Source organism: Bacillus sp. SKDU12 (genome assembly GCF_010093085.1).
In the GTDB taxonomy this organism is placed as follows: Bacteria; Bacillota; Bacilli; order Bacillales; family Bacillaceae; genus Bacillus; species Bacillus mexicanus.
The window spans coordinates 182,374-208,431 of sequence record NZ_MSRC01000006.1 but is presented as its reverse complement, the minus strand read 5'-3'; the positions used below and the strand labels follow the sequence as shown (position 1 = coordinate 208,431).

Here is a 26,058-nt window from a genome sequence, read left to right as displayed (position 1 = left end):
GCTTTGCAAGCGGAGCTCTTTTTATTTTTTCAAAAATCCAACCAAAATGGAGAGCAACGGCGATATATAGAGGAAGAATGTAAAAGGGATATAGTTTATGACGGGAACACCTAGTGTGCTTGCCATAAAAGCGCCGCATACGCCCCAAGGGATCAACGGATTCATCAATGTCCCACCGTCCTCTAAGGATCTGGAAAGAAATTTCCGCGGGATGTTTTGTTTGTCATATAACGTTTTAAAAGATTGTCCCGGTATTAAGATTGATAGATACTGTTCACCGGTTGCCAGGTTGATGCCGATACTTGAACAGACCGTTGCGGCAATCAGCTGCCCTTTTGAGCGGATGCCTTTCATGACACCCTCCAACAGCGCGGAAATTAATCCGATTTTCTCCATCAGCCCCCCGAGTGCAAAAGCAATCATAATAAGCGAAACTGAACCCATCATGGATTGCAGTCCGCCTCTGTTAATAATTTTAGCGGCGGCCTCATTATCAGTTTCAAACGCTGTGCCATTTTGCAAAGCTGTCATGAACCCTTGCAGGCTGCTGCCAGGTATAAACATAGCAGTCAATATTCCCGCGGAAATAATTCCGGCGGACAGAACAGGAATGACGGGCACACGCTTAACCGCCATTAAAACGACTAATAATGGTGAGAGAAGCGCCCACGGTGTTACGTTAGCGGCATCCTTGATGCCTTTTATGACCTGTTGAATATTATCTGTCGAAGCAGTGTCCGCTGACACAGATAAACCGAGAAAGTAAAACAGAACGACAGTGATAAGTAAAGCTGGAATAGTAGTACCCATCATATGGCGAATATGTTCAAAGATTGGTATGCCGCCTATGCCGGCGGCGAAATTGGTTGTGTCCGACATTGGAGACATTTTATCGCCAAAGCACGCGCCGCAGATGACCGCGCCTGCCGTCCATTCAAGAGGAACACCAGCCGCGCTCGCAACGCCGATCAGCGCAACCCCAATTGTGCTCACTGTTGTCAAGCTTGAGCCGACAAGCGTGCTGATGATCATGCATGAAAACAAAGCAGTCAAAAGAAGGTGACTTGGTTCAATAAAGGACAGAACATAAACTGTTACGGACGGTATTGCGCCGCTGTACATCCAAGCGCCGATTAAAATACCGATAAGCGCCAGAACGATAATCGGCTGTACGCCGTTTTTGATTCCCTCTACAATCCCTTTTTCTAGTTTATCCCAAGAAAAACCGAACCATAAACCGGTTGCCGAAAGCATAACAACACATAGAAACAGCGGGATATGCGGTTCTGTATGAAGAAAAAATAAGCAAGAAATAATGATGCCTAACATGAATATAAATAAACCGACGGCTAACGGAAACGTCAGCTGTTTTTGAGAATCCAAAATAACACCCCATCGTTGTTCTTTAATGCTTTTGTGCTTTTGGGCACGAAAGCATTATAACAGAAAAAAATGAAAATCTTTGTTTTTTCACAATTATGAATTTAAAAAAGCGAGCACAAAGCGTGCTCACTTTACAATCAATACGGGTATATCTGATTTCGATGAAAGCTTTTCGCTTACACTCCCGAATATCAGCTTTTTCAGCTTGTTCTGGTCTCTGCTTCCGGTTACGATCATATCGGCAGAAATGCGGTTTGCATGCTCGATAATTGATTCAGCCGGATCGCCTTCTAATATATCAATATCTCCATCTGTCTGCTGGTCATTCAGCATCATTCGGGCTTCTGCGATGATTTCTTCTGTACGGTCTTCATAGATCATTGGCTCAGGGGGTGCGACATCTGATACAAGCGGATCAGGAATACTTGTCACGCCTCCGCCAATATAGGTTGCCCCTGCTGCGGGTCTCGGAGGGTCGATGATGGTCTGATTGTCCTTCCTATCATGTGAATGGGCGACGGTAATATCAGCATTTACGGTCTTAGCAAGATCGATAGCTGTCTGCAGCGCTTTTTTGCTATTTTCACTTCCGTCAAACGCAACGATGATACGGTCAGCATGAAACATCATTCTCACCCTTTCAAAAGCGTCTTACAACACAATACCCGCATTCGTGTATAATTAACCTTTTCCTATTCAAGTAATGATTGACAAAAAAAGGATTTGTTTATATGATAAAAAAAGATGAAATGTAACTGGAAGGAGGGTTTGCTATGCCAAGGAATTTGTGTGTTTATCAAACAGTTTCATATTGGCGCGGCAAACCCTATGTTCTGTTTGATTGAACGTTTTTTAACTTTAGCTGCGCTTGAAAAGCGCTGTGCATACATATCTGTTACAAAAGGCATGGAGCTGACGCTTCGTGTCTTTTTTATATACAAAATGTAAAGAAAGACAGGTGTATGGGATGTGAAGACAAATACAGGGGCAAGGACAGCTCGTGCAAAACGAAATGAAAAAAGCTGCAAGGGAAAAATAGAAGGCGGCTGATGGAGATAAAGGAGATGGGGATTGATGTTTTCAGTATTGAAAAAGCTAGGCTGGTTTTTTAAAGCATACTGGCTGCGCTATACAATTGCGATTGTGCTTTTATTGGGAGTCAATATCATTGAAATGTTTCCGCCTAAGCTCTTGGGGAATGCCATAGATGATATGAAATCGGGGACGTTTACTGCGGAAGGGATGCTATTTTATATCGGTATCTTTTTTGTGCTGACGGCTGTCGTGTATATCATGTCTTATTTTTGGATGCACCAGCTGTTCGGCGGAGCGAATCTGATGGAGAAAATCCTTCGTACGAAACTAATGGGACACCTGCTGGCCATGTCACCGCCGTTTTATGAAAAAAACCGGACAGGAGATTTAATGGCACGAGGGACGAATGATCTTCAGGCTGTTAGTTTAACGACGGGGTTTGGCATCTTAACATTAGTCGACTCTACGATGTACATGCTGACGATTTTTTTGACGATGGGGTTTCTGATCAGCTGGAAGCTGACCTTAGCCGCTATTATCCCGCTTCCTATTATGGCGATTGCCATCAGTCTATACGGAAGTAAAATTCACGAGCGGTTTACGGAGGCTCAAAATGCGTTCGGGGCGCTGAATGACAAAGTGCTGGAATCCGTTTCAGGCGTGCGGGTGATTCGCGCGTATGTCCAGGAAACAAATGATGTCCACAGGTTTCATAATATGACCGCCGATGTGTATCAGAAAAATATGAAAGTGGCGTTTATTGATTCACTGTTTGAGCCAACGGTGAAGCTGCTTGTCGGCGCCAGCTATCTGATCGGACTCGGTTACGGAGCGTTTCTTGTGTTCCGAAATGATCTGACGCTGGGCGAGCTTGTGTCCTTTAACGTTTATCTCGGCATGATGATTTGGCCGATGTTTGCTATAGGCGAACTCATTAATGTGATGCAGCGCGGCAATGCATCATTAGACCGGGTAAATGAAACTCTTTCTTACGAGCCGGACGTCAAAGATCCGAAGCAGCCCGCTGAACTGAAAGGGCCTGGAGATATCATTTTCAGCCATGTCAGCTTTACATATCCAAGCTCGACAAGCGGCAATATTCAAGATGTTTCGTTTGCGGTGCGACAAGGGCAGACTGTCGGTATTGCCGGTAAAACCGGAAGCGGAAAAACGACAATTATTAAGCAGCTTTTGCGCCAATATCCTGCTGGTGAAGGAAGCATCACACTTTCAGGCGTGCCGATTGAGCAAATCCCTCTTGACCGGCTCCGCGGGTGGATCGGATATGTGCCGCAGGATCATTTGCTGTTTTCAAGGACTGTAAAAGAAAATATTTTATACGGAAAACAGGGTGCAAGTGATGAAGAGGTCCAGAAAGCTATTGCCGAAGCCCATTTTGAAAAAGACTTGCACATGCTCCCAGCCGGTCTGGAGACGATGGTCGGTGAAAAAGGCGTGGCACTGTCCGGCGGGCAAAAACAAAGAATTTCGATTGCGAGAGCGCTCATGGCGAATCCGGACATTTTGATCCTGGATGACTCGCTTTCTGCCGTCGATGCCAAAACAGAGGCGGCCATCATCCGGAACATTAGAGAAAACCGTAAAGGAAAAACAACATTTATTTTGACGCACCGTCTATCAGCGGTAGAGCATGCCGACCTGATCCTTGTGATGGATGGAGGAGAGATTTCTGAGAGAGGCACACATCAAGAGCTAATGGCCAATAACGGGTGGTACCGAAAGCAATATGAAAGACAACAGCTGTTCACTGCGGAAGAAGGGGGAGCGGGGGCATGAAAACAGGAAAAACGTTATGGAGATATGCACTCCTATATCGAAAATTGCTGATCACTGCCGTTCTATTGCTTGCGGTCGCCGTCGGGGCAGAACTGACAGGGCCGTTTATCGGCAAGAAAATGATTGATGACCATATCCTCGGTATTGAGAAAACATGGTATGAAGCTGCGAAAAACGATAAAAACGCCGTTCAGTTTCACGGCACTTCTTATGTTAGAGAAGATCGTATACAGGGGCCTGTATCTCAAGAAAAAGAAGCGCATGTTTATCAAGTGGGAATGGCATTCTATTTTGTTGATCAGGCTGTCAGCTTTGATGGGAACAGAACAGTTTCTGACGGAAAGCTGACGATCACAAATGGTGACAAGAGCCAGACATATGCTGCTGAAAAGCTGACAAAAGAGGAGCTCTTCCGGTTCTATCAGCCGGAAATAAAGGGTATGATGTTTCTCATCTTCCTGTATGGGGGCTTGCTTATCTTTTCTGTGTTCTTTCAATACGGACAGCATTATTTGCTGCAAATGAGCGCCAATCGAATTATTCAAAAGATGAGGCAGGACGTGTTTTCGCACATACAAAAAATGCCGATTCGCTATTTTGACAACCTCCCGGCCGGCAAAGTAGTTGCCCGGATTACCAATGATACGGAGGCCATCAGGGATTTATATGTGACAGTGCTGTCAACATTTGTGACAAGCGGAATCTATATGATCGGAATATTCACGGCCTTGTTTCTGCTGGATGTTAAGCTTGCATTTGTGTGTCTGGCAATTGTTCCGATTATCTGGCTATGGTCGGTCATCTATCGAAAATACGCGTCTTATTACAATCAAAAAATCCGTTCCATCAACAGTGATATTAACGCAAAAATGAACGAGTCCATTCAAGGCATGCCGATTATACAGGCGTTCCGCCATCAAAAAGAGACGATGAGAGAATTTGAGGAATTAAATGAGTCTCATTTTTATTTTAAAAACAGGATGCTGAATTTAAACTCCTTAATGTCCCATAATCTTGTCAATGTCATCCGGAACCTTGCGTTTGTCAGTCTGATCTGGCATTTTGGCGGTGCAAGTCTGAATGCGGCCGGGATTGTTTCCGTCGGTGTGCTGTATGCGTTTGTCGATTATTTAAACAGGTTATTTCAGCCGATTACAGGCATCGTTAATCAGTTTTCAAAGCTGGAGCTGGCGCGGGTTTCTGCGGGGCGTGTTTTTGAATTGCTTGGAGAAAAGAATACAGAAGAAGCGGGTGAACCGGCGAAGGAGCGCGCACTGGGACGGGTTGAATTTCGAGATGTGTCATTTGCCTATCAAGAAGGAGAAGAGGTATTAAAACATATTTCCTTTACTGCGCAAAAAGGTGAAACCGTAGCGCTCGTCGGTCATACCGGATCAGGAAAAAGCTCGATTTTGAATCTCCTGTTTCGCTTTTATGATGCGCAAAAAGGAGATATTCTAATTGATGGAAAAAGCATTTACAACATGTCAAGACAGGAACTCAGATCCCATATGGGTATTGTGCTTCAGGACCCGTATCTATTCTCGGGCACAATCGGATCTAACGTAAGCCTTGATGATGAAAGATTGGACGAAGAAGACGTGACAAAAGCACTGCGTCAAGTCGGTGCCGAAGCGCTTTTGAAAAAGCTTCCGAAAGGCATCCATGAACCTGTTGTTGAAAAAGGCAGTACCCTGTCATCTGGAGAGCGGCAATTAATTTCTTTCGCAAGAGCCTTGGCATTTGATCCCGCAATTTTGATTTTGGATGAAGCAACGGCGCATATTGATACAGAGACAGAGGCTGTGATTCAAAAGGCGCTTGATATCGTTAAACAAGGACGCACCACCTTCGTCATCGCTCACCGGCTTTCAACGATCAGAAATGCGGACCATATTTTGGTCCTAGATAAAGGAGAAATTGTTGAGAAGGGAAACCATGAAGACTTAATGGCGATCAAAGGCCAATATTATCAAATGTATGAGCTGCAAAAGGGACAGAAACCTTCGATTGCGTAACGTTCAAAACCCCAAAACATTCGTGTTTTTGGGGTTTTTATGTCATTAATAAGCCAGTCCCACGCGGCAGCCGATATACTCTTCTGTCACAAGTTCATGATAGAGGAAATCAGCAGTATCACCTACCGTAATGCTCGTGCCGCCCTCAGGCAATACATCACGCTGTGCGCGATAACCGCCGCTTGCTATTCCGTCGGGCAGGTAAGTAGGACAGATGATTGTCCAGTCTAACGAGGAATCTTTTAGCATTTCGTATACTTTTGCATGCTCTTTGGCTGCGCGGGTCTTTTTTCGTTTTGATTCATTTGTTTCAAACCGGTACTTTCTTGGTTCATATCGAGAATTAAGAATGCCAGCGGTACCGATTGTAATAAGCCGTTTGATCTGCTGTTCCTTCATAATGTCCAGTATATTTGCGATAGCTGCAGACAGGGTATCATCACCATCTGTGCCGAGACAGCTGATCACGATGTCAGCATCCTTTACAATTTTTTTTACATCTTCCAAGCGGCGCGCATTCCCCATGATGACTTGATCTTTTGGAAGGGGAAGCTCAGTATGATGAGATCTGACCAGCGCAAAAATAGTAAATTGTCCATTTGCGGCAGCTTGTTTTAAAAAGGCTTGTCCGACACGGCCGCTGGCTCCAAATAAAGCGATTTTCATCAAAAAACCTCCTCGCCCCTCATTATAAAAGGGTGGCCTCAATTTGAACAGCGCGGAAAAGAATATCTGTACAAATAGACAGCACGATGGGAAACATATTCATGAATCACGGATATACTTACGAACTGAATCAGCTCCCAATTCACAAAGTGGATGAATGCCACCTTTATTCCCTCCCTTTTTTTCTAGAATATGTGGGGCAGGGAAAAGGGTGACAACATAAAGAGAGCGCGGAAACCGCGCTCTCTATAGCCATATATTGAATTGTTATTGAACTCTGCCGCCCATTTGCTGCTGCGCGAAAGATACTAAACGTTTTGTGATTTCTCCTCCGACAGAACCGTTAGCACGAGAAGTTGTCTCTGCTCCAAGGTTAACACCAAATTCAGAAGCAATTTCAAGTTTCATTTGATCGATAGCCTGAGCTGCGCCAGGAACTAGTAAGTCGTTTGAAGAGTTTTGGTTAGCCATGTGTCATATCTCCTTTTTGTTTAGTATGGTTGGGTTAACTGGAGTTGCACCAGTCTGTGGACCCGTCTCGGGTGTCACTGCCGTCTCGGCGTAACCCAATGCTTGCCGGCTTGTTACTAGTATTATGTTAAAGTGGCCTGAAACTCATGCAGAGAATGAAGTGGTAAATCTTGAAAAGGCATAAAAAAAGCATAGCCGTTTAGGCTAAGCTAAATATGTAAAATGTATTTCATTTGTAAGGGGCAGGCTCCTCAGCGGGAGCGGGAAACAAATCCCCGATTCAATCATAAAATGAAATTTTCGGTAAAGGATTTCCAGATGAAATGAGAAACCATTACGGCGCGATCCTTAGAAATTGATATCAAATGACCTGAATATAACAAATGATGTTTATTGTATTACTGCTAAAACATCACAAAAGCAAACCCGCTTTATCAAAAAAGCGGGACAGGTCACGAAGGCCACAGCGCATCATGTGAGGTGATTGCCTTCTCGGATAGATATGACGCGTATTCAAAGCTTCTTCGTTTTGTCAGAGAATCAACATGATACAAATGAGGATGGGAAAAAATACTGCGGCCCGGACGTGAATTGGCTTCAAACATCCATACCTTTCCGTTATGATCAATACCAAAATCAAAACCGATTTCCCCAATAAACCCTTCGATATGATCATGAAGCACATGACTTGCCGTCAGTGCCGCAGCAGATAGCTTTTTAATGACTTCAACTCTTTCAGCAGGATCATCGTATACTTCTGCGAGTGTTTTTACAATGCCGCCATTAGAAAGATGTGTGGTAATGCTGTTTTCTCCGGAAATTTTTACGGCTATGGCTGTGACCGTCCATTTCCCTTTTCTGTTTTTATTCGTGTGGACACGAAAATCCGCCGGTTTGCCTTGAAATTCGATGAGATCAACACCTTGTTGGATGAGAAAGTCAGACGGGTCGTGCTGTTTTTGAAATTCTGCCAGAAACGCGGCGGCATCGGAATAATCGATTGAAGAAAACGTTTTGGCGTCATTTGTATGTTTCACCGTCAGGCCGTCGTCTGTTTTTGTCAGCTGATAAATGCCGGTACCGAGTGCTCCGTTTGCCGGTTTGATATAAACTTTTTTGTATACATTGCAGAGCTCATTAATCTGCTCCTCAGATGGTATCAGCTTGGATGTCGGCAAAAAAGGGGCTGTTCTTGGGTCTTGTTCAAGCAGTTGATGAACACTCCATTTATTAAAAAACGTTTTATTAAACCATGGAATTTGATATTCATCGATCAGTCTCTTTTTTGTATGTTGTAAAAGAAGTGAATCTTCAATTTTCCGATTTGGCAAACGGTCATAAACGACGTTTGGCAGCGGGACGATTTTTTTCTCCCAGCCGTTTTCCCTGTAGAGGAGCCCCTCAATTGTGCCTTCCTCCCAATTGATTTGGTGAGCACCAAAAACGAAGCAGTAGCCTCCAGCTTGCTCATGTAACGTCACGAGCTTAGAAAAAAAGAGAGAACGATCCTTAAAAGGGCGTTCAAGAGATACGGTAAACCCTGCTGTAAAGATGCCGATTAACGGTCCGATATGCACTGTATGATCATGAATCAGAATGTCAGCTCTGCTTCTGTGGGGAAGCAAAAGCTCATGAAATAGATTTTCAGAGAGAAGCACGGTTTGTTCAAGGTGCTTTCTATAGGAAATGTGGCATCTGACAACCTTCGTCCCGAACGCGGCATGTAAAAGTCCGTTTCGCTTCAGCGAAGAGGGCAGAAACAGGGTATTTTCACTGTTTTTGTCTATGCCGATCAAAAACCGTTTACCATTCACGCGGAAGAACTCCCTTCTGGCTTTGTTCAGAAGATAGATATTGGCATCGTTTTAAAGGACATGTGTACAGCTGTTCTTTTTGCTCGGGAGAAACCCGCAGGATTGACTTTCTGCCCGGTTTGGAATTGATATCCATGATCCAAATTCTACCGTCCTTTGCAAGGCAGATGTCAAGGCCAAGTTCAAACAGCGGCCCGTAGCGCTCGTCAAGATAATATGGAACCGACTGGGTAATCGAAAATACGTCATCCAGCAAGACAACCTGCTGTTTTTTCGGTATATCTTCAAACCAAGAATCAAATGTCAGTGCATCAGACCCGCCAGACAGGTTGGCCAGCAACCCATGTTTGTAGCCGCGTCTCACTGCCTTTCCAACCGTATTCCATTCACCAGCTTCGGTTTTTTCCATGAATAGGCGGATATCACATGGATATTGCTCCTTATCTTGAATATTTAAATAAGGCTGAAGCAAATATTGGTGCTGAAGCACTTTTTTGCACCATGTTTTAAAAGAAGCCTGTTTGGAAAAGGTTTTGGTCTGCTTATCTTTTCCGATGTGATACGTAGCGGTTATGTTTTTCTTGCCCAGCTCCAATAGAATCACGCCTCTGCCTCCGGCGCCGAACGCGGGTTTTAGGATGCAGGCTTTTTCTTTGGATAAGAAGGAGTGAATTTGTTCATATTGGCTTACCTTCATCGTTTCGGGAATATAAGGATTGATCACAGCATTCTGCTGCAGATCATGAAGAACGGTCCACTTATCGGGAAGACCTAGCCCGATAAATTCCGTTTTCGGATATTTTTTAAGCCACTCAACGATTGGTTTTGCTTTTTGAGATTGAGAATCCTTGCCGTAAAAACAGCGGTCATAAATATAATCTGGAATCGCCATTTCAGTTTCATTCCATGTTCTGCTGGCCGAATGATAAACCGATGCTTTGACACGCAAGGTCTCTGGAGAAATATCAAACGGTGTAAACCGAACGAAAAGTATGCCAAATTCGGGTGCTCTCTTGGCCAGCTCTGCGGAATAGTCCGCTTCGTGCTGGCGGGATAAGGACATAAAACCAAGTGTTATCATGGTGAGACTCCCCCTTTTATTCAAAAGCTGCCGGCGGGTGTCAGCAGCTTTACGCTAAATACATTCAGGATGAACGCAGCTGACGGTATTCTACTTTACAGAATACGATTCTTCACCTTGCACTATTCCAAAAGAACAAGCTGATTTTCTAATAATGGAAATTTGTCTCCTCGTTTGCTATGTGATTGCATGAGCCTCTATAATATGAATAGGTACATCAACAATATGAAAAAAGCTGAAGCACAGATGGAGGAAGATGAATAGGAAATGGGTATTGCAGGAACCTTTATTTTTATGATCGTGATCGGCGCCGCCATTGGCGCGGTGACCAATCATTTAGCCATTCAAATGCTATTTAGGCCTTATAAGGCATACTATTTGTTTGGGAAACGAGTCCCTTTTACGCCAGGGCTGATTCCGAGAAGGCGGGATGAACTGGCAAAACAAATGGGACTGATGGTTGTTAATCATCTCTTAACCCCTGAAGGCATAAAAAAGCGGCTTGTCTCTGATGCAGCAAAAACGCAGGCTCTTCAAGTCGGGGAACAGCTGATTCAAAAGCTGTCGCTTTCTGAAATGACAGTAAAAGACGCGCTTGAAAAAGCTGGGGTGAAACGTCCTGATGAAGCGGCAGACGCATGGATCAGCCGCTGGACGGATGATAAGCTGAATGAGCTTTTCCTCCAATACGAGCACCAATCGTTAAAAGAGCTGTTGCCTTTAGAAGTGCAGGAAAAGATAGGAGAAAAAATCCCGATGATCTCAGAATATATATTGTCACGCAGTGTCAGTTATTTTGAGAGTGATGAAGGGAAAGCCCGTCTTGCGAATATGATTGACGGCTTTTTAAAAGAACGCGGCATGCTTGGAAGCATGGTGCAGATGTTTCTCGGCAATTCAAGCCTTGCGGACCGCGTGCTGCCGGAGCTGCTGAAGTTTTTGCGGAATGAAGAAACAAATCAATTGCTTTCTGATCTCCTAAAAAACGAATGGGGCAAGCTAAGAGAGTATACGTTTAATGAAGCAGACGAAAAATGGAATGCAAAAGCGCTCATTTTCAGCTTGAAACGAAGCGTGCTGCGAACATTTTCAACTGCGCCTTTCTTCGACAATACGATTGGCGCGCTTTTCGTCCGCTATGAATCTGAACTGACCGGGAAAATGCTGCCGGCACTGTTAGACAAATTGCTTGAAGGGGTTTCGGCTAATCTAGAAAGTGTCTTAAAACGGATGCGCTTAGAGGAAATCGTCAAGGAGCAGGTGGATCAATTCCCGGTGCAGCGTCTTGAAGAAATGGTGCTGTCCATTTCAAAAAAAGAATTTAAAATGATTACCTATTTGGGAGGCCTTCTCGGCGGAATTATAGGTGTAATTCAAGCGTTGTTTGTCGTCCTTTTTTAAGAAGAGATGAGTTCTGGTTAATGAAAGCAGCTCCATAGTTTGTTATAGTGGAGTGGTATGTCAAACGGCAACAATGAAAGGAGCTATTTACAATGGCTGTTAATTTTTATGATGTAGCGTATGATCTGGAAAATGCATTACGCGGGAGCGAGGAGTTCACCCGTTTAAAAAACCTTTATGATGAAGTAAATGCAGATGAATCTGCAAAACGCATGTTTGAAAACTTCCGCGATGTGCAGCTTAGACTCCAGCAAAAACAAATGGCGGGAGAAGAGATTACACAAGAAGAAGTGACTCAGGCCCAAAAAACAGTTGCACTTGTCCAGCAGCACGAAACAATTTCTCAGCTGATGGAAGCGGAGCAGCGCATGAGCGTGCTGATCGGTGAATTGAATAAAATCATTATGAAGCCTTTAGAAGAACTGTACGGCAGTGTTGAAGGCTAACCAGCAAAAATCCCTTCTTGGAAAAGAAGGGATTTTTTATTATTCAGCAAACTTGGAAATCCAAAGAGTCTTTTGTCTCTCCATTGATGATCACTGATAATGTATGAATCCCTTTGTAATGTTTTCTGGTCGTGAGGTCCTTAAAGGATTGAATTTTTGTGTACGATTTTGTTTCGTTTCTTCGTATATTTGTTTCTGTTATTTTAAATACTTTTCGATGACGCTGGCCTCTTGCTTTTACAAAATCAATTGCATATTCAATTCTTACTTTTTGATCACTGTCCGAATGAATATAGAAAGAAAATTCAAGGCTTTCGCCAATGGCTATGCGGTTTGATTGGCATGAGAAATCATGCAGTTGGATCGAATCAGCATTTTCATAACCGAAAAGCGCTAACGCCTGTTTATCTCCCTTTTTTAATAAAGTCCGATAGGCGTGTTTGATAATCCAATCAGAATAGGGATGTGTTCCGTACCATTGATCCGCGATTTTTTCTAGCAAATGAGGATGCGTTTTTGATATGTCATTAAGATTGTTGGCTACGCTTTTTCTTACATATAAGGACTCGTCCTGCATCAGCTTCCCAAGGATCGGCAGAATAGGGGAAGGGTCCGTTTTCAAAGCGGGTATCGATTTTCCCCATGGCAGGCGGGGTCTGCTTCCTTCGCTCGCAAGTCTTCTCACGTGTTCATTTTCATGTTGGGACCATTGAAGCAATTGTGCAATCATTTTTTCTTGATCTAACAGCAAAAAGGGTCTCACAGCAAATTCTGCGGTGGAGTATTGCGTGAAATATTCCAATGCTTTTACGGATTCTTCCCAATGAGCTAATCCGTATTGTTCCACATAATCAGGGAATAGGATGCCGCTTAGTCCGTTAAAATGAGGAGCTGCATCCTGTAAAATGGCAAGCGCTTCACCGTAATGTGTCGGCAGTGTTCCGTATAAGGAGACTGTTATTCGGCGCATCCGCTCTTTTAAAGCAAGTTCAGGCCAATCATCCCGCAGCAATTGTTCTTTGAACCTGTCTTGGTTAAAGTCAGGATAAGATGTCTTGATATGGAGTACTAATCGAGATATCATTTTTTCATTGTATATATCTTTTAAATCAGCCATCTGATCACCGCTTTTCGTTTGTTATTTATATCATATAGGAATGTATGTTCTGTATCAAGCGGTTATTTCCAAAAAACAACAACAAGTCCTGCCTTAGTATACATGATTTGTCATTTTTTTTAGTTAAAAAAACCCTTGTCATCAGCAAGAAAAACTGAGATAATGGCATTGAAAGCGCCTACACTTACCTGTTTTCATTGGATACGATCGCATATCATGCCGCTATATAGAGGGGATAAGCAACAGAGAGTAAGTGTTCGGAGCGCATCAACGGTCAAACAAGGGGTCTTTATACATGATTTTTCGTAAATCGAAATAACGATATGTGGGAGAATGGCTGCTTCGATCGTATCCTATCATCAAGCCATCGATAAAGTCTGCTGAGCCAGGCTTTTTTGCTTTCCAGAAAAGGTTGTTCTAAACACAGAGACAGGGTCATATTCTATACACAAGTACAGTCATCAAGGAGGGGGACTTCTCTGTGTCAAAACAATTGCTTGCCTTAAATATAGATGGAGCGCTGCTTCGGTCGAACGGGAAAATTCATCAGGCAACAAAGGACGCGATTGAATATGTGAAGAAAAAAGGGATTTACGTCACACTCGTGACCAACCGCCATTTTCGTTCCGCACAGAAAATAGCGAAATCACTCAAGCTTGATGCCAAGCTGATCACCCACAGCGGGGCATACATTGCTGAGAAAATAGACTCCCCGTATTTTGAAAAACGAATTTCTGACGATCATACTTTTAACATTGTTCAAGTGCTGGAGAGCTATCAATGCAATATTCGGCTTCTTCACGAGAAGTATTCTATTGGAAACAAGAAAAAGGTGAATTCCAATTTACTGGGGAAAGCCCTCATTCATCCGTCTGATCCGATTTTTTATCCAGTTCAGTTTGTTGAATCATTAAGCGACCTTCTCATGGATGAGCCGGTGAGCGCACCTGTCATCGAAGTGTGCACAGAGCATGATATTCAGCATGACATCACAGAAACAATTACGAAAGCTTTCCCTGCGGTTGACGTCATTTACGTAAACGATGAGAAACTGAATATTGTTCCGAAAGGTGTATCAAAAGAAGCAGGTCTCGCCCTCGTCGCTTCAGAGCTTGGACTGACCATGGATCATGTTGTGGCTATCGGACATCAATATGACGATCTCCCGATGATTGAGCTTGCCGGCCTTGGCGTAGCGATGGGGAACGCCGCTCCGGAGATTAAAAGAAAAGCCGATTGGGTTACAAGGTCCAATGACGAGCAAGGTGTCGCTTATATGATGAAAGAATATTTCCGAATGCAGCAGAGAAAAGGATTTCTTGATAAGTTCCACATGAAACGTGTGTAAAAAAGCCGCCGCACCCTGACAGGTGCGGCGGCTTTTTGCCGATTGATTTTAATGGGTTATTTCTGTACACTAAAGAAAGTTTTGAATCTGATAAATTAGGTGATAAAGTTGCAAATTAAAATAGAAGGCATCAATGATGACCGTCTGCATCGGCCTTTGCAAAATATTGCAAATTTGTTTTATGAAGAGTGCAAGATTGTATACGGCGGAGAGGAGCCCGCAGAGGTTGTCATTTCTTTAGACTGCTCACAAACAGATGAGCATGTGACGGTTTCGGGAGAAGTGAAGGGAACCGGCATAAAGGAAAACCATACAAAATCTTTTTCACCCGGAATAAATGAAAAAGAAGCTTTTAAGCAAGTGAAGAATACGATTTCTTATGTGTATTTGAATCTTCTTCAGGCACACACGGGCATCGCGCAAAAGTGGGGAATCCTTACAGGAATCCGGCCGACAAAGCTCCTTCATAAAAAGCTGCAAAGCGGAATGCCGAAGGAGCAAGCGCATGCTGAATTGAAAAAAGATTATTTAATTCATGATGAGAAAATTGAGTTAATGCAGGAAATTGTTGATCGGCAGCTGGCGGCAGTGCCGGATTTGTACCAAGTAAAGGATGAAGTCAGCATTTATATCGGCATTCCGTTCTGCCCGACAAAGTGCGCGTATTGCACATTCCCTGCGTACGCCATTCAGGGGCAGGCAGGCAGAGTCGGCTCATTTTTATGGGGGCTGCATTACGAAATGCAGAAAATCGGTGAATGGCTGAAGGCGCATAATGTTAAGGTGACAACCATTTACTTTGGCGGCGGGACGCCGACAAGTATTACAGCGGAAGAAATGGATCTGCTCTATGAAGAAATGGTCCGTTCTTTTCCGGATGTAAAAAACATTCGTGAGATTACGGTGGAGGCAGGGCGCCCTGACACGATTACAGAAGAAAAACTCGCCGTTTTAAATAAATATGACATTGACCGGATCAGCATTAATCCGCAATCCTATGAAAATGAAACATTAAAGGCGATCGGGCGGCATCATACGGTTGAAGAGACCATTGAGAAATATCATCTGTCACGCCGGCACGGCATGAATAATATTAATATGGACCTGATTATAGGTTTGCCTGGAGAAGGCGTGAGAGAGTTCAGACACAGCCTTTCAGAAACGGAAAAGCTGATGCCGGAATCTCTTACCGTTCATACGCTTTCCTTTAAACGAGCGTCAGAAATGACGAGAAACAAGCATAAGTACAAAGTCGCCGGCAGGGAAGAGGTTTCCCAAATGATGGATGACGCGGTGGTTTGGACGAAGGAGCATGGGTATGTGCCTTATTATTTATACCGCCAGAAAAACATTCTTGGAAACCTTGAAAACGTCGGCTACTCTTTGCCGGGACAAGAAAGCATCTACAACATCATGATTATGGAAGAGGTGCAGACGATTATCGGCATCGGCTGCGGCGCGGCAAGTAAATTTATTGACCGGGATACAGGGAAAATCACACACTTTGCCAATCCGAAAGATCCAAAGTCATACAATGAGCGTTTTGAGCACTATACGGATGAAAAAATCCAATATTTAGAGCGGATTTTTGAGAAAACGCTAAAGCAGCACTGATCACAGTGCTGCTTTTTTTTATTCTTTTTTTCTTGCAGGCTGACGATCGGGCTTCCATTTAAATATCTTGTTCAGCATGCGGTATATTCGTTTTGATTCTTTTGTTAAAAGCGGTCCCAAAATCGCCAGAATGAGGACATATAATGCGGCGAACGGTTTTAATGTGGCTGACAGTCCGCCGGCTATGCCGAGATTCGCGACGATAATTGAAAACTCTCCCCGTGATACGATCGTCAGGCCGATATTCGATGAAGCTTTATGAGAAAGCCCTGAGCGCCGTCCGGCAACCATTCCGGCGATAAAGTTTCCGAGAATGGTTAACATCACTGCTCCCAACGCAAGCCAAACCGCTTCACCTAGTGAAAATGGGTCGATGCTGAGGCCGAAGCTGAAAAAAAACATCGCACCGAAGAAGTCGCGAAACGGCACGACAAGGTGCTCAATCCGATCGGAATGCTCTGTTTCTGAAAAAACCAAACCGAGCAGCAGCGCGCCGATCGCTTCCGCTACATGGATCGTCTCTGAAAAACCGGCGGTAAAAAAGAGCGCGGCGAAAATGACGATAATAAACACTTCATTTGAGCGAATGTCCAACAGCTTATTTAACAGCGGCGGGAGTTTTCTGGCAGCGATAAAAAACAGCAGCATATAACCGAAGGCGATCAAAATGGATAAGAGTGCACTCCCGACTGATGTCGCATCACCTAACACAAGACCGGAAACAACGGACAAATACACAGCGAGGAAAATATCCTCAAACATGATGATGCCGAGAATCAGCTCGGTTTCCGGATTAGCGGTTCTTTTTAAATCAACAAGCACTTTTGCAACAATCGCGCTTGACGAGATCGTAATGACACCTGCGAGGACGAGGACTTCCAGAAAGGAAAATCCAGTGATAAACCCATAAAGCATTCCGAGGCTGAAATTAATCAAGATATAAATGGTTCCGCCGATCGCGATTGATTTTCCAGATTTGATCAACTTACCGACGGAGAATTCGAGTCCAAGATAGAAGAGGAGGAACAGGACGCCCATCCGCCCGAAAAACTCGATGATTTCACTGCTTTCTATAAATGTAAGATCAATAATCCCTAATTTTGGCGCATGCGGCCCAACCAGCATGCCCAGCACAATCAAAAACGGAATAATCGAAAATTTTATTTTATTGGCGATTACGCTGGCAATCGCCACGAGCACAAGCGCTGTACCGACTTCGAATACAAGATGGTCCATTGGCCGCTCACACGCCCTCTCCAGAAAGAAAATCATGAATCAGCTTCTTCAGATGCTTTCTCTCACCTGAGAGGATAAGTGTGTCGTTTTCTTCAATAACCGAATCGGCTCCGGGGTTCAGAAGCTTTTCCTGGGTGTGCTTGATGATGGCGATGACAGTGACATCGTAGTTCTGGCGGACATCAAGCTCTCCGAGGGTGCGGCCGATTGATTTGGCGCCTTTTTCAACCTTAAACCATTCAATAATGAGGTCGCTGAAAGCCATTTCGATGGACTCCAGCGCTTGCGGTTTATAGACCATACCGCCTAGAATAGCGGCAATTTGTCTTGCTTCAGAATCATCCAACGAGATATTGGAAAGAAGCTCATCAGGGTCTTGATCATTAAACCGGTAAATTTCTCTTCTTCCGTCATCATGAATGATAATCGTCATTTTTTCATGACTTCTCGTTTCGATTTCAAATTTTTTGCCGATTCCCGGCAAATCATTTTCTTTAATATTCAATGAAAATCCCTCCGAATGTAGTGTTGGCCAAGTGGGGTGGATTATAAATAATAATTGAGCATTTATATTCGGAGGTAATTGGACTGGTATTTGATAGGGACGGCACAAACCTTTTCCAGCCTGTTCATCAGCGGTTCGTCAAGAGGCTTGACAGACAGCTGCCTGACAGACTGAGCCAGCGGACTGTACTCTTTGACCAGCTCTGCCAGGTACAGACTGCCGGGTGAAGGCGTTTTGGCCGATTGTGTTTCCTGCGGATATGAGGACATGGGCACATAGCTGTCAGTGCTTGCTTCAAACTGGGAAGGCAGAACCACGTCCGAAGGCGGAAAGTACACCATAAATAAACTTAACAGAAAACTAATCAGCCATTTATCCATGCTTCCTCTCCCCCCTTCTCATTCTGATATCCCTTCTTTTTCACTATATATAACTTTATGTTTCTATTCAAATAATATGCGTTTTTCAGTATCTATTGACCTTGAAAAATAAAAAGGTTTATGTGGGGTAACAGGGAATGTATATGTGAAAGACAAAAGTAAGCGTATACATGGAGGTGTATCATATGGAGTTTATAAAGTATGAAGTAAATGGAACCATTGCGGAAATTATTCTGAATCGCCCTGATGCCCATCATGCCTTGAATGAACAGATGCTGTCAGAACTGAAAGAGGCGATTGAAAAGGCAGCTGCAAGTGAGGCGCTCATCGTTTTCCTGAGAGGGAGCGGAAAAGGCTTCTCAGCCGGCGGCGATATCCGAATGATGACGTCAGAGCATGACCTTGAGCAATTTAATCAGCTGATGGATACGATTGAAGCCGTCACTTTGTCGCTATATCAGATGAAGAAAGTGACAATTGCTGCTATTCACGGCGCTGCTGCGGGGCTGGGACTGAGTTTGGCGCTTTGCGCTGATATTGTGCTCGCGGAAGAAAATGCCGTTCTTACGATGAATTTTATCGGTATCGGCCTTGTTCCGGACGGAGGAGGGCATTATTTGCTGAAAAAAAGAATTGGAGAAGTGAAAGCGAAAAAGCTGATTTGGAGCGGGAAAAAACTTTCCGCAGCGGAAGCCGCCGATATGGGCCTCTTGGATGGGACGTTTGCCGGAGACCCCGCAGAAGGCGCAAGACCATTTATCGAAACCCTTTTGTCTTCACCTCTTTTGGCGATGCTCGAAACGAAATCCATCTTTCAAAGCCTTCAGCTTGATGAACTGAAAAAGGTGCTCTCTCTTGAGCGAGTCGCCCAAGAGAAAATGAGAAGAACTAAAGATCACCGAGAAGGCATTCGTGCCTTTTTAGAAAAACGGGAGCCGAAGTTCCAGGCGTGACAGATCAGCCGGAAAGCTGATTATCTGTGAAACAAAATCAGCTTTCCGGCTGCATTGACTAAACGATGGGTATGAATGTGGAGCTCTTTTTCTTTTAACAGAGTTTCACCATGCGTTTTTGCCTCTTCTTCATTTTTCGCCTCAAAACGTTCATTTACCAATGTTTTCCCCGAAGGATCAAAAGCTGTAAGGAAATAATCAGCCATCAGGTGTCTCCTCCATTTTCAAGGTTTATCAGTCTTCTTCATTTATATTCTATATTCTAAACACGAAATCAAAATCCTTTATTATGTTTGACCCAAAATTAGTATATAATGGGTCAGGGAAGGAGGAGATTCAGTGCTTAAGATTGATCACGTAACAAAGAGATTCGGAGATTTTAAAGCCGTTGATGGATTAGACTTAGACATTCCGGAACAGCAAATGTTCGGACTTTTAGGCGCAAACGGAGCAGGAAAAACGACAACGTTTCGCATGATCCTTGGCTTATTAAGCATGACGGAGGGCTCAATCACTTGGAAGGGCCGTCCTGTGAATTATAGTATTAGCAATAAAATTGGTTATTTGCCGGAGGAGCGGGGACTTTATCCGAAAATGAAGGTAAAGGATCAGCTTGTCTATCTTGCCAGACTAAAAGGAATGGAGAAGCGGGAGGCTGCAAAAGAGCTCGGCATATGGCTTGAACGCTTCAATATAACAGATTACGAGAATAAGAAGGTGGAAGAGCTTTCGAAGGGAAATCAGCAGAAAATCCAATTCATTTCGGCCGTTTTGCATAAGCCGGAGCTGCTGATTCTTGATGAACCGTTCAGCGGCTTGGACCCTGTCAATGTTGAGCTGTTAAAAGAGGCTGTGATTTCTTTGAAAAACAGCGGCGTTTCTATTTTATTTTCCAGCCATCGGATGGAACATGTGGAGGAGCTGTGTGAGAACCTTTGCATACTGCAGAAAGGAAAGCCGGTTGTGCAAGGCAGGCTGAAAGAGATAAAGCGTTCCTTCGGGAAAAAGAATGTGACCATCCATTCCGACGATGATCTGCGTTTTTTGCAGTCTCATGAAGGTATTCTCCAATGGAAGGAAACAGCCGACGGCGTCAAGCTGCAGATCGCAAATGAAGACATGTCTCAAGAGATCTTTGCTATGCTTCAGGGAAAAGGGTTTATTAGAAAGTTTGAGCTTGAAGAGCCGTCACTGCATGATATTTTTATAGAAAAGGTGGGGGCCGTCTATGAATAAATTTTGGATCATGCTTTCTCATACATATAAAAATAAGATTATGGCAAAATCATTTATTATTTCGACTGTCATCACGTTGCTGCTTGTATTAGCTGTAACAAATCTGGAGTCGATTATTTCTATGTTTCAAGGTGATGATGCGAAAGAAAAAATCGCCGTTATTGATGAAACGAACGAATTATATCCGATTTTCTCGAAGCAGCTGAAAGCGGTGGATACAGATGGCGATCTTGATGTGAAACAGACCAAGCAATCGGCGGATAAGGTCGCAAAACAAGTCAAAGATGAAGCGCTTGATGGCATGCTTATCATCAAACGAGATGAAAAAGGAACCATTTCAGGAACATATAAAGCGTTAACGATTTCTGATGAAAGCACATATCAAACGCTGCAGCAGGCATTGACGCAAACCAAAACGGCTGTCGGAACGGCTGAACTCGGTGTTTCGCAGGAAACAATCAGCAGCCTTTATGCGCCTGTTACAGTCGGACAGGAGGCGTTGAAGGAAGGAGCGAAGTCTGAGGAAGAGCTTGGCCAGACGGTTGGACTTGTTTATATCATGCTGTTTGTCATTTATTTCTCAGTAATTATGTACGCCAGCATGATTGCGATGGAAGTCGCAACCGAGAAATCGTCACGTGTTATGGAAATCCTGATCTCAAGCATGCCGCCGATCCAGCAAATGTTTGCAAAGCTGCTTGGCATCGGGCTTGTCGGAATGACACAGCTTGCTGTTATCATAGCCGCCGGCTCGCTGTCACTAAAGCTGAACAAAACGAGTGAAACAGCTTCCTCTGTCGGCGGATTCCTGGATTTAACCAACGTTTCCGCTACAACTGTCGTCTATGCTGTGATTTTCTTTTTGCTTGGATACTTTTTATACGCGACACTCGCCGCGTTCCTCGGCAGTGTCGTCTCAAGAATAGAAGATGTGCAGCAAACGATCACACCGATGACATTATTGGTTGTCGCCGGTTTTATGATCGCGATGTTCGGATTGAATGCGCCTGATTCAGGATTTATTACAATCACTTCGTTTATCCCGTTCTTTACGCCGATGATTATGTTTCTGCGCGTCGGTATGCTTGATATTCCATTCTGGCAGGCAGCTGTCGGTATCGGAATCACACTGCTCACCATTGCTATCCTGGCTGTCATTGGCGCCAGAATTTACAAAGGCGGTGTGTTGGTTTACGGCAACTCAAGCGCGTTCAAAGCAATCAAACAAGCACTTCGCTTAGCGAAAAACTAATCGAAAACAGCCTGAGAATTCTCAGGCTGTTTTTTATTGACAGAACGTGCATTCGCAAGAATTCGGTGCTAAAATAAGGGTACTCCATCCCGGAAAGGAGCAGAATGTTGACTGATCTAACCTTTATTCATGCGGCAGATCTGCATCTCGACAGCCCGTTTTACGGGATATCACATTTGCCGGAGCCAATTTTTGCCCGAATTAAAGAAAGCACGTTTGCAAGCGTGAGACATATCATAGATGCCGCAATGAGAGAAAATGTTGATTTCATTTTGCTGGCGGGAGATCTATTTGACGAAGCCAATCGAAGTTTAAAGGCACAGCTCTTTTTAAAAAAGCAGTTTGAGAGACTCAGAGAGTGCGGGATATTAGTTTATGTGATCTTTGGGAACCACGATCATCTTGGCGGCGAATGGACGCCGATTGAATGGCCTGAAAATGTCCATATTTTTTCGTCCGCTGTTCCTGAAGAAAAATCGTATTATAAGGCAGGCAAACGTTTAGCAAGCATTTACGGCTTCAGCTATCAGGCCAGAGCTGTAACGGAAAACAAAGCTGCCAGCTATCGGAAATCGACTGACGCGCCTTTTCATATTGGAATGCTTCACGGCACGCTTTCAGGATCTGAAGGGCACGATCCATATTGCCCTTTTACACATGACGATCTCGTGAAAAGCGGAATGGACTATTGGGCGCTTGGCCATATCCATAAACGCCAGGTTCTTTCTGCCAAGCACCCAGCAGTCATCTATCCGGGGAACACGCAAGCGCGTCATATGAAGGAGACGGGGGATAAAGGCTTTTATCTCGTTCGTGTGGCTAATGAAGACATTTCTTATGAATTTCAGAAAGCGCATGATATTCTGTGGGAAAAAACGGCAGTTGATGTGACAGAGGCCAACAATATGACCGCTCTTTTTCAAATGGCTGAGGACACGTTTTCGAAGCTGCGGAAAAAGGGAAGCCCCGTTTGTGTACGACTGGTGTTACAAGGAACGGCGCCGGAATGGCTGCTGAAGGCGCCGAAAGGCACTTTGGACGAGCTTCTCGAAGCTTTACAGGAGCAAGAGGCGGAGGAGGAACACTTCGTTTGGCCGCTTTCATTGGACGATGAAACAGAACATGAAGAAAACCTAACAAATCTTGATCCTTTTTTTGGCGGTTTGTTTGCGGAGATTGATCGCGGTGATCTGTCAGGCGTGCTGGAAGGGCTTGAGCGGCATGCTGTATACAGAAGGCATGTGGACCGTTTTAGCCAAGATGAGTTGCAGGAAATCAAAGACCAGGCACAGATTTTATTGAAAAGACAGCTTAAGGTGCTTGAAACATGAGGCGGTGAAGCTTTGCGAATTACATCTTTACATATCTACCAATACGGGAAATTTTCCAATCGGACCTTTCACTTTTCCGCCTCGCCTGTCCAATTAATCTACGGATTAAATGAGGCAGGAAAAACAACGATGATGTCATTTATTGAAAGCATGCTGTTCGGTTTTCCGAAAACGAAAAAATATGAACCGAAAACAGGCGGTGTCTACGGAGGTATTCTTGAAGCTGAACATCCTGAGTATGGGGTTCTGAAGATCGAACGGACGAAAGGAACTGTCGAAAAGCTGAGAGTGTACACAGAAAAAGGCGAAGTAAAGCAGGGAGATTTTTTAAAGCAGCTATTCAAGAGCACAGACAGGGCGCTGTACAAAGCCATTTATTCGTTTGACGTATTTGGACTGCAGGAAATTCACGCTTTTAACCGGGACAAGATCGGTGAATTTTTGCTGTTTTCCAGCTTGTTTGGCGCTGAGGCGGTATCTAAGCTTGATTCACGGCTGACCAAGGAAAGCGAGCGGCTCTATAAACCAAACGGGCGAAACCCGGAATTAAACCAAGAACTGGAAACACTTAAGCGGCTGACAGCAAAGCTGAAACAGGCCGAGACAGAGGAAGCGGGCTATCATCAGCTTCTTGAAGAAAAAAGAATATTCGAAGCCCGTCTTGCCGCCGCAGAAACTGAATTGAAAGAGGCGGCAGGGCATATCCGAATGATTGAGGGAGCAATTGAGCTGAAGCCGCTGCTGCATGAAAAAGCGGCGCTTAAACAGGCGATGTCACAATATCCGGAACAGGCGGGACAATTTCCGGCTGACGGACTGCATCAGCTGGAAAAATATGAATCTCACCTCCATCCGAAAGCAGCACAGCTGGAGGCGCTTCAAGTAAAGAAGGCGGAGCTGGACAAGCAGATGCAAAAACTTACTCCCAATAAAGAGATTTTGGCAAAAGAAACACTGATACAAGAGCTTTCAGCATCGTTTCATATGTACCAATCTTGGGGAGAACAGCTGGCTGCTATTCAAGCGCAGCTGCGCCAGTCATCTGAACAGGCATCGGCAGGACTGGAACAGCTCAATAAAACGGATGAAAATGAGCTTTTGAATATGAACATGTCATATGACTATGAATGGCAGTTGCAGCAGGCGGTGCAGCAATACGTACAGGCAAGAGACAGAAAACGGCAGTTAGATGAGTCATTTGAACTTGCCAGACAAGAGCTGGAAGCTGCAGAAAAGACCGTTCATTCCGCTTCGTCCGCCATCCTTGAAACCAGCGATAGAAAAGATAAAGAAGCGGCACTTAAAGTATATGATGAAGCACAGGGGCAGCATCAGGAACAAGCGAAGCTGAGAGAGCAGCTGCAATTTTTTGAGCGGCAGCAGGCGAAACAGAAAAAAACGGTTATGGCAGCTGGTATGTTGTTCATCGTTCTCTTTATGCTGCTGCGGCAATGGATCCCCGCTATAACTGTTGCTGCCGCTCTTATTGTCTATTGGCTTATATCAGGGAAAAAAGCGCCGTCTTTTCGAAACAGCCGGGAGACAAGAGAGCCAATGACGGATATTTCTCCAGCAGAAGCTGAAGCGCTTCGAGAAGCGTTATGGGAGGATGACCGCAATAAACAGCATCTTCTCGCCCAGCGTGCAGTACTTCAACAAAAAGAGGCGGCGTATGAAAGGGTCATCCAGCAGTTTGAACAGTGGGAAACCGATATGGCTCCGTCTTTAACACGGATCGAGCATTTTATGAAGGAGCTCGGATTCAAGGAAGATCCGTCTTTTTTGCTTGATGCATACAGCTTAATGAAGGATGTCAAAAAAGACGTGAAGAAAACGCATGAGCTGACTATTGAAGCGGGCAGGCTGAAAAAGCATCGGAGAACATTTGAAGAACGCGTCAGCATGCTTCATCCTCCGAGTGAGGGTCAGAACATATCTATCTCGGACGCCCTTCATATATTGCAGAAAAACTTGGAACGTGAAAAAGAAATGGAGAAGCAAAAGAAGGAAATTGCCACAGATGTTCAATATACAAAGAAACAGATGCTGGAGCTGGAGCAGGAAATCCAGTATTTTAAAGAACAGATTGAACGGCTGTTTGCCGAGACGGCTGCAAAAGATAGAAATGAATTTTGCGCCATTGCCGACGTCAGCAGACAATTGAAAGATACGGAGAACCAGCTATATCACATAAACGCACAGCTTCAAGGTGGGAACCCGGAGGAGCTTGAACTGGCGGATTCCCATACGCTTTCTGAATTGAAAAACAAACAATTCGTTGAGAATGAAAGAAAAGAGCGGCTGACTGAGGAGATCCAAGAGCTTCGGAGCAAAATCGCATTGCTCCTCGTCAAACAGGAACAATTAGAGGGCTCGGGATCGGTCTCAGATCTGAAGCTTCAAACAGAAATGCAAAAAGAGCGTGTAAAAGAAACTGCGAAAAAGTGGGCCTCGATCCAAATGATCAAACAAGTGATCCGAAACAAACTGGAGCGGCATAAAAAAGTCGAGCTTCCGCGCCTTCTGGAGACAGCCGGAGAATTTTTCCGCCCGCTGACTGACGGAAGCTACAAGACGATATATTTTTCCGAAACAGATGACTCTATTATGGTCATGCACTCTAATGGTACTGTTTATCATGCCGAAGAGCTGTCACAAGGAACGTGTGAGCAGCTGTATACAGCGATTCGATTTGCTCTAGCCGTTACACGTCAGGATGGGGCAAAACTTCCGTTTCAGCTTGACGACAGCTTTGTTCATTTTGACCAGGCAAGGCTCAAACGTGCACTAGAAGCCCTTGATCATTTATCCGAAGGCGGACGACAAATTCTGTATTTCACATGCCATGACCATGTGAAAGATGCATTTCAAAGCAGCCAAATCATTCATTTGGTGTCATAAAAGAGATTCTATAGCTGTCAATTGGTATGTGATATACTGGTATTATGTAAGATACGGAGGGAGCTTTAATAGA

23 protein-coding genes and 1 pseudogene are annotated in these 26,058 nt (G+C 44.3%); 12 read left to right on the top strand and 12 right to left on the bottom strand.

Annotated elements, in window-relative coordinates:
• Positions 1 to 21: 21 nt before the first annotated feature.
• Entirely contained in the window at positions 22 to 1,383 is a 1,362-nt protein-coding gene (gene nhaC, locus BTW01_RS05910; protein ID WP_162102097.1) for a Na+/H+ antiporter NhaC, read from the bottom strand.
• 126 nt (positions 1,384 to 1,509) lie between these two features.
• Positions 1,510 to 2,010 carry a universal stress protein gene (locus BTW01_RS05905; RefSeq protein WP_162102096.1) on the bottom strand — a complete coding sequence of 167 codons (501 nt, stop codon included), beginning with the start codon at positions 2,008 to 2,010 and terminating at the stop codon, positions 1,510 to 1,512.
• 141 nt (positions 2,011 to 2,151) lie between these two features.
• Between BTW01_RS05905 and BTW01_RS05900 the strand changes: the two genes are divergently transcribed.
• The 3 genes from BTW01_RS05900 (at position 2,152) to BTW01_RS05890 (ending at position 6,233) form a co-directional block, all read left to right on the top strand.
• Positions 2,152 to 2,331, top strand: coding sequence for a hypothetical protein (locus tag BTW01_RS05900; RefSeq protein WP_225494226.1), 180 nt, complete (start codon positions 2,152 to 2,154; stop codon positions 2,329 to 2,331).
• 126 nt (positions 2,332 to 2,457) lie between these two features.
• Complete coding sequence (locus BTW01_RS05895) at positions 2,458 to 4,215, top strand: ABC transporter ATP-binding protein (protein ID WP_162102094.1); 1,758 nt, start codon at positions 2,458 to 2,460, stop codon at positions 4,213 to 4,215.
• A complete protein-coding gene (locus BTW01_RS05890) occupies positions 4,212 to 6,233 on the top strand; it encodes an ABC transporter ATP-binding protein (protein ID WP_162102093.1) in 2,022 nt (673 codons plus the stop codon). The genes BTW01_RS05895 and BTW01_RS05890 overlap by 4 nt, the downstream gene beginning before the upstream one ends.
• A 45-nt stretch (positions 6,234 to 6,278) precedes the next feature.
• Here the strand turns inward: BTW01_RS05890 and BTW01_RS05885 are convergent, their stop codons facing one another.
• From BTW01_RS05885 to spaC, 5 genes are all read right to left on the bottom strand, one after another.
• A complete protein-coding gene (locus tag BTW01_RS05885) occupies positions 6,279 to 6,899 on the bottom strand; it encodes an NAD(P)-dependent oxidoreductase (protein ID WP_162102092.1) in 621 nt (206 codons plus the stop codon).
• Positions 6,900 to 6,937: 38 nt separating this feature from the next.
• Positions 6,938 to 7,063 (bottom strand): hypothetical protein, encoded by a 126-nt coding sequence (locus BTW01_RS05880; protein ID WP_162102091.1) that lies wholly within the window; start codon positions 7,061 to 7,063, stop codon positions 6,938 to 6,940.
• A 103-nt stretch (positions 7,064 to 7,166) separates the two neighbouring features.
• Entirely contained in the window at positions 7,167 to 7,370 is a 204-nt protein-coding gene (gene sspB / locus BTW01_RS05875; protein ID WP_003224226.1) for a beta type acid-soluble spore protein SspB, read from the bottom strand.
• A 452-nt stretch (positions 7,371 to 7,822) separates the two neighbouring features.
• Positions 7,823 to 9,184: a YheC/YheD family protein gene (locus BTW01_RS05870; protein ID WP_162102090.1), complete on the bottom strand. Its 1,362-nt coding sequence runs from the start codon at positions 9,182 to 9,184 to the stop codon at positions 7,823 to 7,825.
• Positions 9,174 to 10,265 carry a spore coat associated protein SpaC gene (gene spaC / locus BTW01_RS05865; protein ID WP_162102089.1) on the bottom strand — a complete coding sequence of 364 codons (1,092 nt, stop codon included), beginning with the start codon at positions 10,263 to 10,265 and terminating at the stop codon, positions 9,174 to 9,176. Before spaC ends, BTW01_RS05870 begins: the two co-directional genes overlap by 11 nt.
• 267 nt (positions 10,266 to 10,532) lie before the next feature.
• On the opposite strand from spaC, the gene BTW01_RS05860 reads away from it, so the two are divergent.
• Complete coding sequence (locus BTW01_RS05860; protein WP_162102088.1) at positions 10,533 to 11,666, top strand: DUF445 domain-containing protein; 1,134 nt, start codon at positions 10,533 to 10,535, stop codon at positions 11,664 to 11,666.
• A 92-nt stretch (positions 11,667 to 11,758) separates the two neighbouring features.
• Positions 11,759 to 12,112, top strand: coding sequence for a YlbF family regulator (locus BTW01_RS05855; RefSeq protein WP_162102087.1), 354 nt, complete (start codon positions 11,759 to 11,761; stop codon positions 12,110 to 12,112).
• A 43-nt stretch (positions 12,113 to 12,155) separates the two neighbouring features.
• Here the strand turns inward: BTW01_RS05855 and BTW01_RS05850 are convergent, their stop codons facing one another.
• Positions 12,156 to 13,229, bottom strand: coding sequence for a DNA alkylation repair protein (locus BTW01_RS05850; protein WP_162102086.1), 1,074 nt, complete (start codon positions 13,227 to 13,229; stop codon positions 12,156 to 12,158).
• Positions 13,230 to 13,710: 481 nt separating this feature from the next.
• Here BTW01_RS05850 and BTW01_RS05845 point away from each other — a divergent pair, with 481 nt between their 5' ends.
• Both BTW01_RS05845 and BTW01_RS05840 read left to right on the top strand, forming a co-directional pair.
• A complete protein-coding gene (locus BTW01_RS05845) occupies positions 13,711 to 14,577 on the top strand; it encodes a Cof-type HAD-IIB family hydrolase (protein WP_162102085.1) in 867 nt (288 codons plus the stop codon).
• Between the two features lie 108 nt (positions 14,578 to 14,685).
• Positions 14,686 to 16,191 (top strand): coproporphyrinogen III oxidase, encoded by a 1,506-nt coding sequence (locus tag BTW01_RS05840; protein WP_162102084.1) that lies wholly within the window; start codon positions 14,686 to 14,688, stop codon positions 16,189 to 16,191.
• 18 nt (positions 16,192 to 16,209) lie between these two features.
• Here BTW01_RS05840 and khtU read toward each other — a convergent pair whose 3' ends face one another.
• The 3 genes and pseudogenes from khtU to BTW01_RS05825 form a co-directional block, all read right to left on the bottom strand.
• A complete protein-coding gene (gene khtU / locus BTW01_RS05835) occupies positions 16,210 to 17,427 on the bottom strand; it encodes a K(+)/H(+) antiporter subunit KhtU (RefSeq protein WP_162102184.1) in 1,218 nt (405 codons plus the stop codon).
• A gap of 7 nt (positions 17,428 to 17,434) precedes the next feature.
• On the bottom strand, positions 17,435 to 17,932 hold the full coding sequence (gene khtT, locus BTW01_RS05830; RefSeq protein WP_162102083.1) for a K(+)/H(+) antiporter subunit KhtT: 498 nt from the start codon (positions 17,930 to 17,932) through the stop codon (positions 17,435 to 17,437).
• Between the two features lie 62 nt (positions 17,933 to 17,994).
• A pseudogene (locus BTW01_RS05825) lies at positions 17,995 to 18,334 on the bottom strand (hypothetical protein).
• Between the two features lie 163 nt (positions 18,335 to 18,497).
• Here BTW01_RS05825 and BTW01_RS05820 point away from each other — a divergent pair.
• On the top strand, positions 18,498 to 19,265 hold the full coding sequence (locus BTW01_RS05820) for an enoyl-CoA hydratase (protein WP_162102081.1): 768 nt from the start codon (positions 18,498 to 18,500) through the stop codon (positions 19,263 to 19,265).
• A 20-nt stretch (positions 19,266 to 19,285) separates the two neighbouring features.
• On the opposite strand, the gene BTW01_RS05815 is transcribed toward BTW01_RS05820, so the two are convergent.
• A complete protein-coding gene (locus tag BTW01_RS05815; protein WP_162102080.1) occupies positions 19,286 to 19,471 on the bottom strand; it encodes a YhzD family protein in 186 nt (61 codons plus the stop codon).
• Between the two features lie 133 nt (positions 19,472 to 19,604).
• On the opposite strand from BTW01_RS05815, the gene BTW01_RS05810 reads away from it, so the two are divergent.
• The 4 genes from BTW01_RS05810 (at position 19,605) to BTW01_RS05795 (ending at position 25,985) form a co-directional block, all read left to right on the top strand.
• Positions 19,605 to 20,501, top strand: a complete 897-nt coding sequence (locus tag BTW01_RS05810; protein ID WP_162102079.1) for an ABC transporter ATP-binding protein — start codon at positions 19,605 to 19,607, stop codon at positions 20,499 to 20,501.
• Positions 20,494 to 21,753 carry an ABC transporter permease gene (locus tag BTW01_RS05805; RefSeq protein WP_162102078.1) on the top strand — a complete coding sequence of 420 codons (1,260 nt, stop codon included), beginning with the start codon at positions 20,494 to 20,496 and terminating at the stop codon, positions 21,751 to 21,753. The genes BTW01_RS05810 and BTW01_RS05805 overlap by 8 nt, the downstream gene beginning before the upstream one ends.
• 104 nt (positions 21,754 to 21,857) lie before the next feature.
• Entirely contained in the window at positions 21,858 to 23,084 is a 1,227-nt protein-coding gene (locus BTW01_RS05800) for a metallophosphoesterase family protein (RefSeq protein WP_162102077.1), read from the top strand.
• A gap of 12 nt (positions 23,085 to 23,096) precedes the next feature.
• Complete coding sequence (locus tag BTW01_RS05795) at positions 23,097 to 25,985, top strand: ATP-binding protein (protein WP_162102076.1); 2,889 nt, start codon at positions 23,097 to 23,099, stop codon at positions 25,983 to 25,985.
• Positions 25,986 to 26,058: the final 73 nt, after the last annotated feature.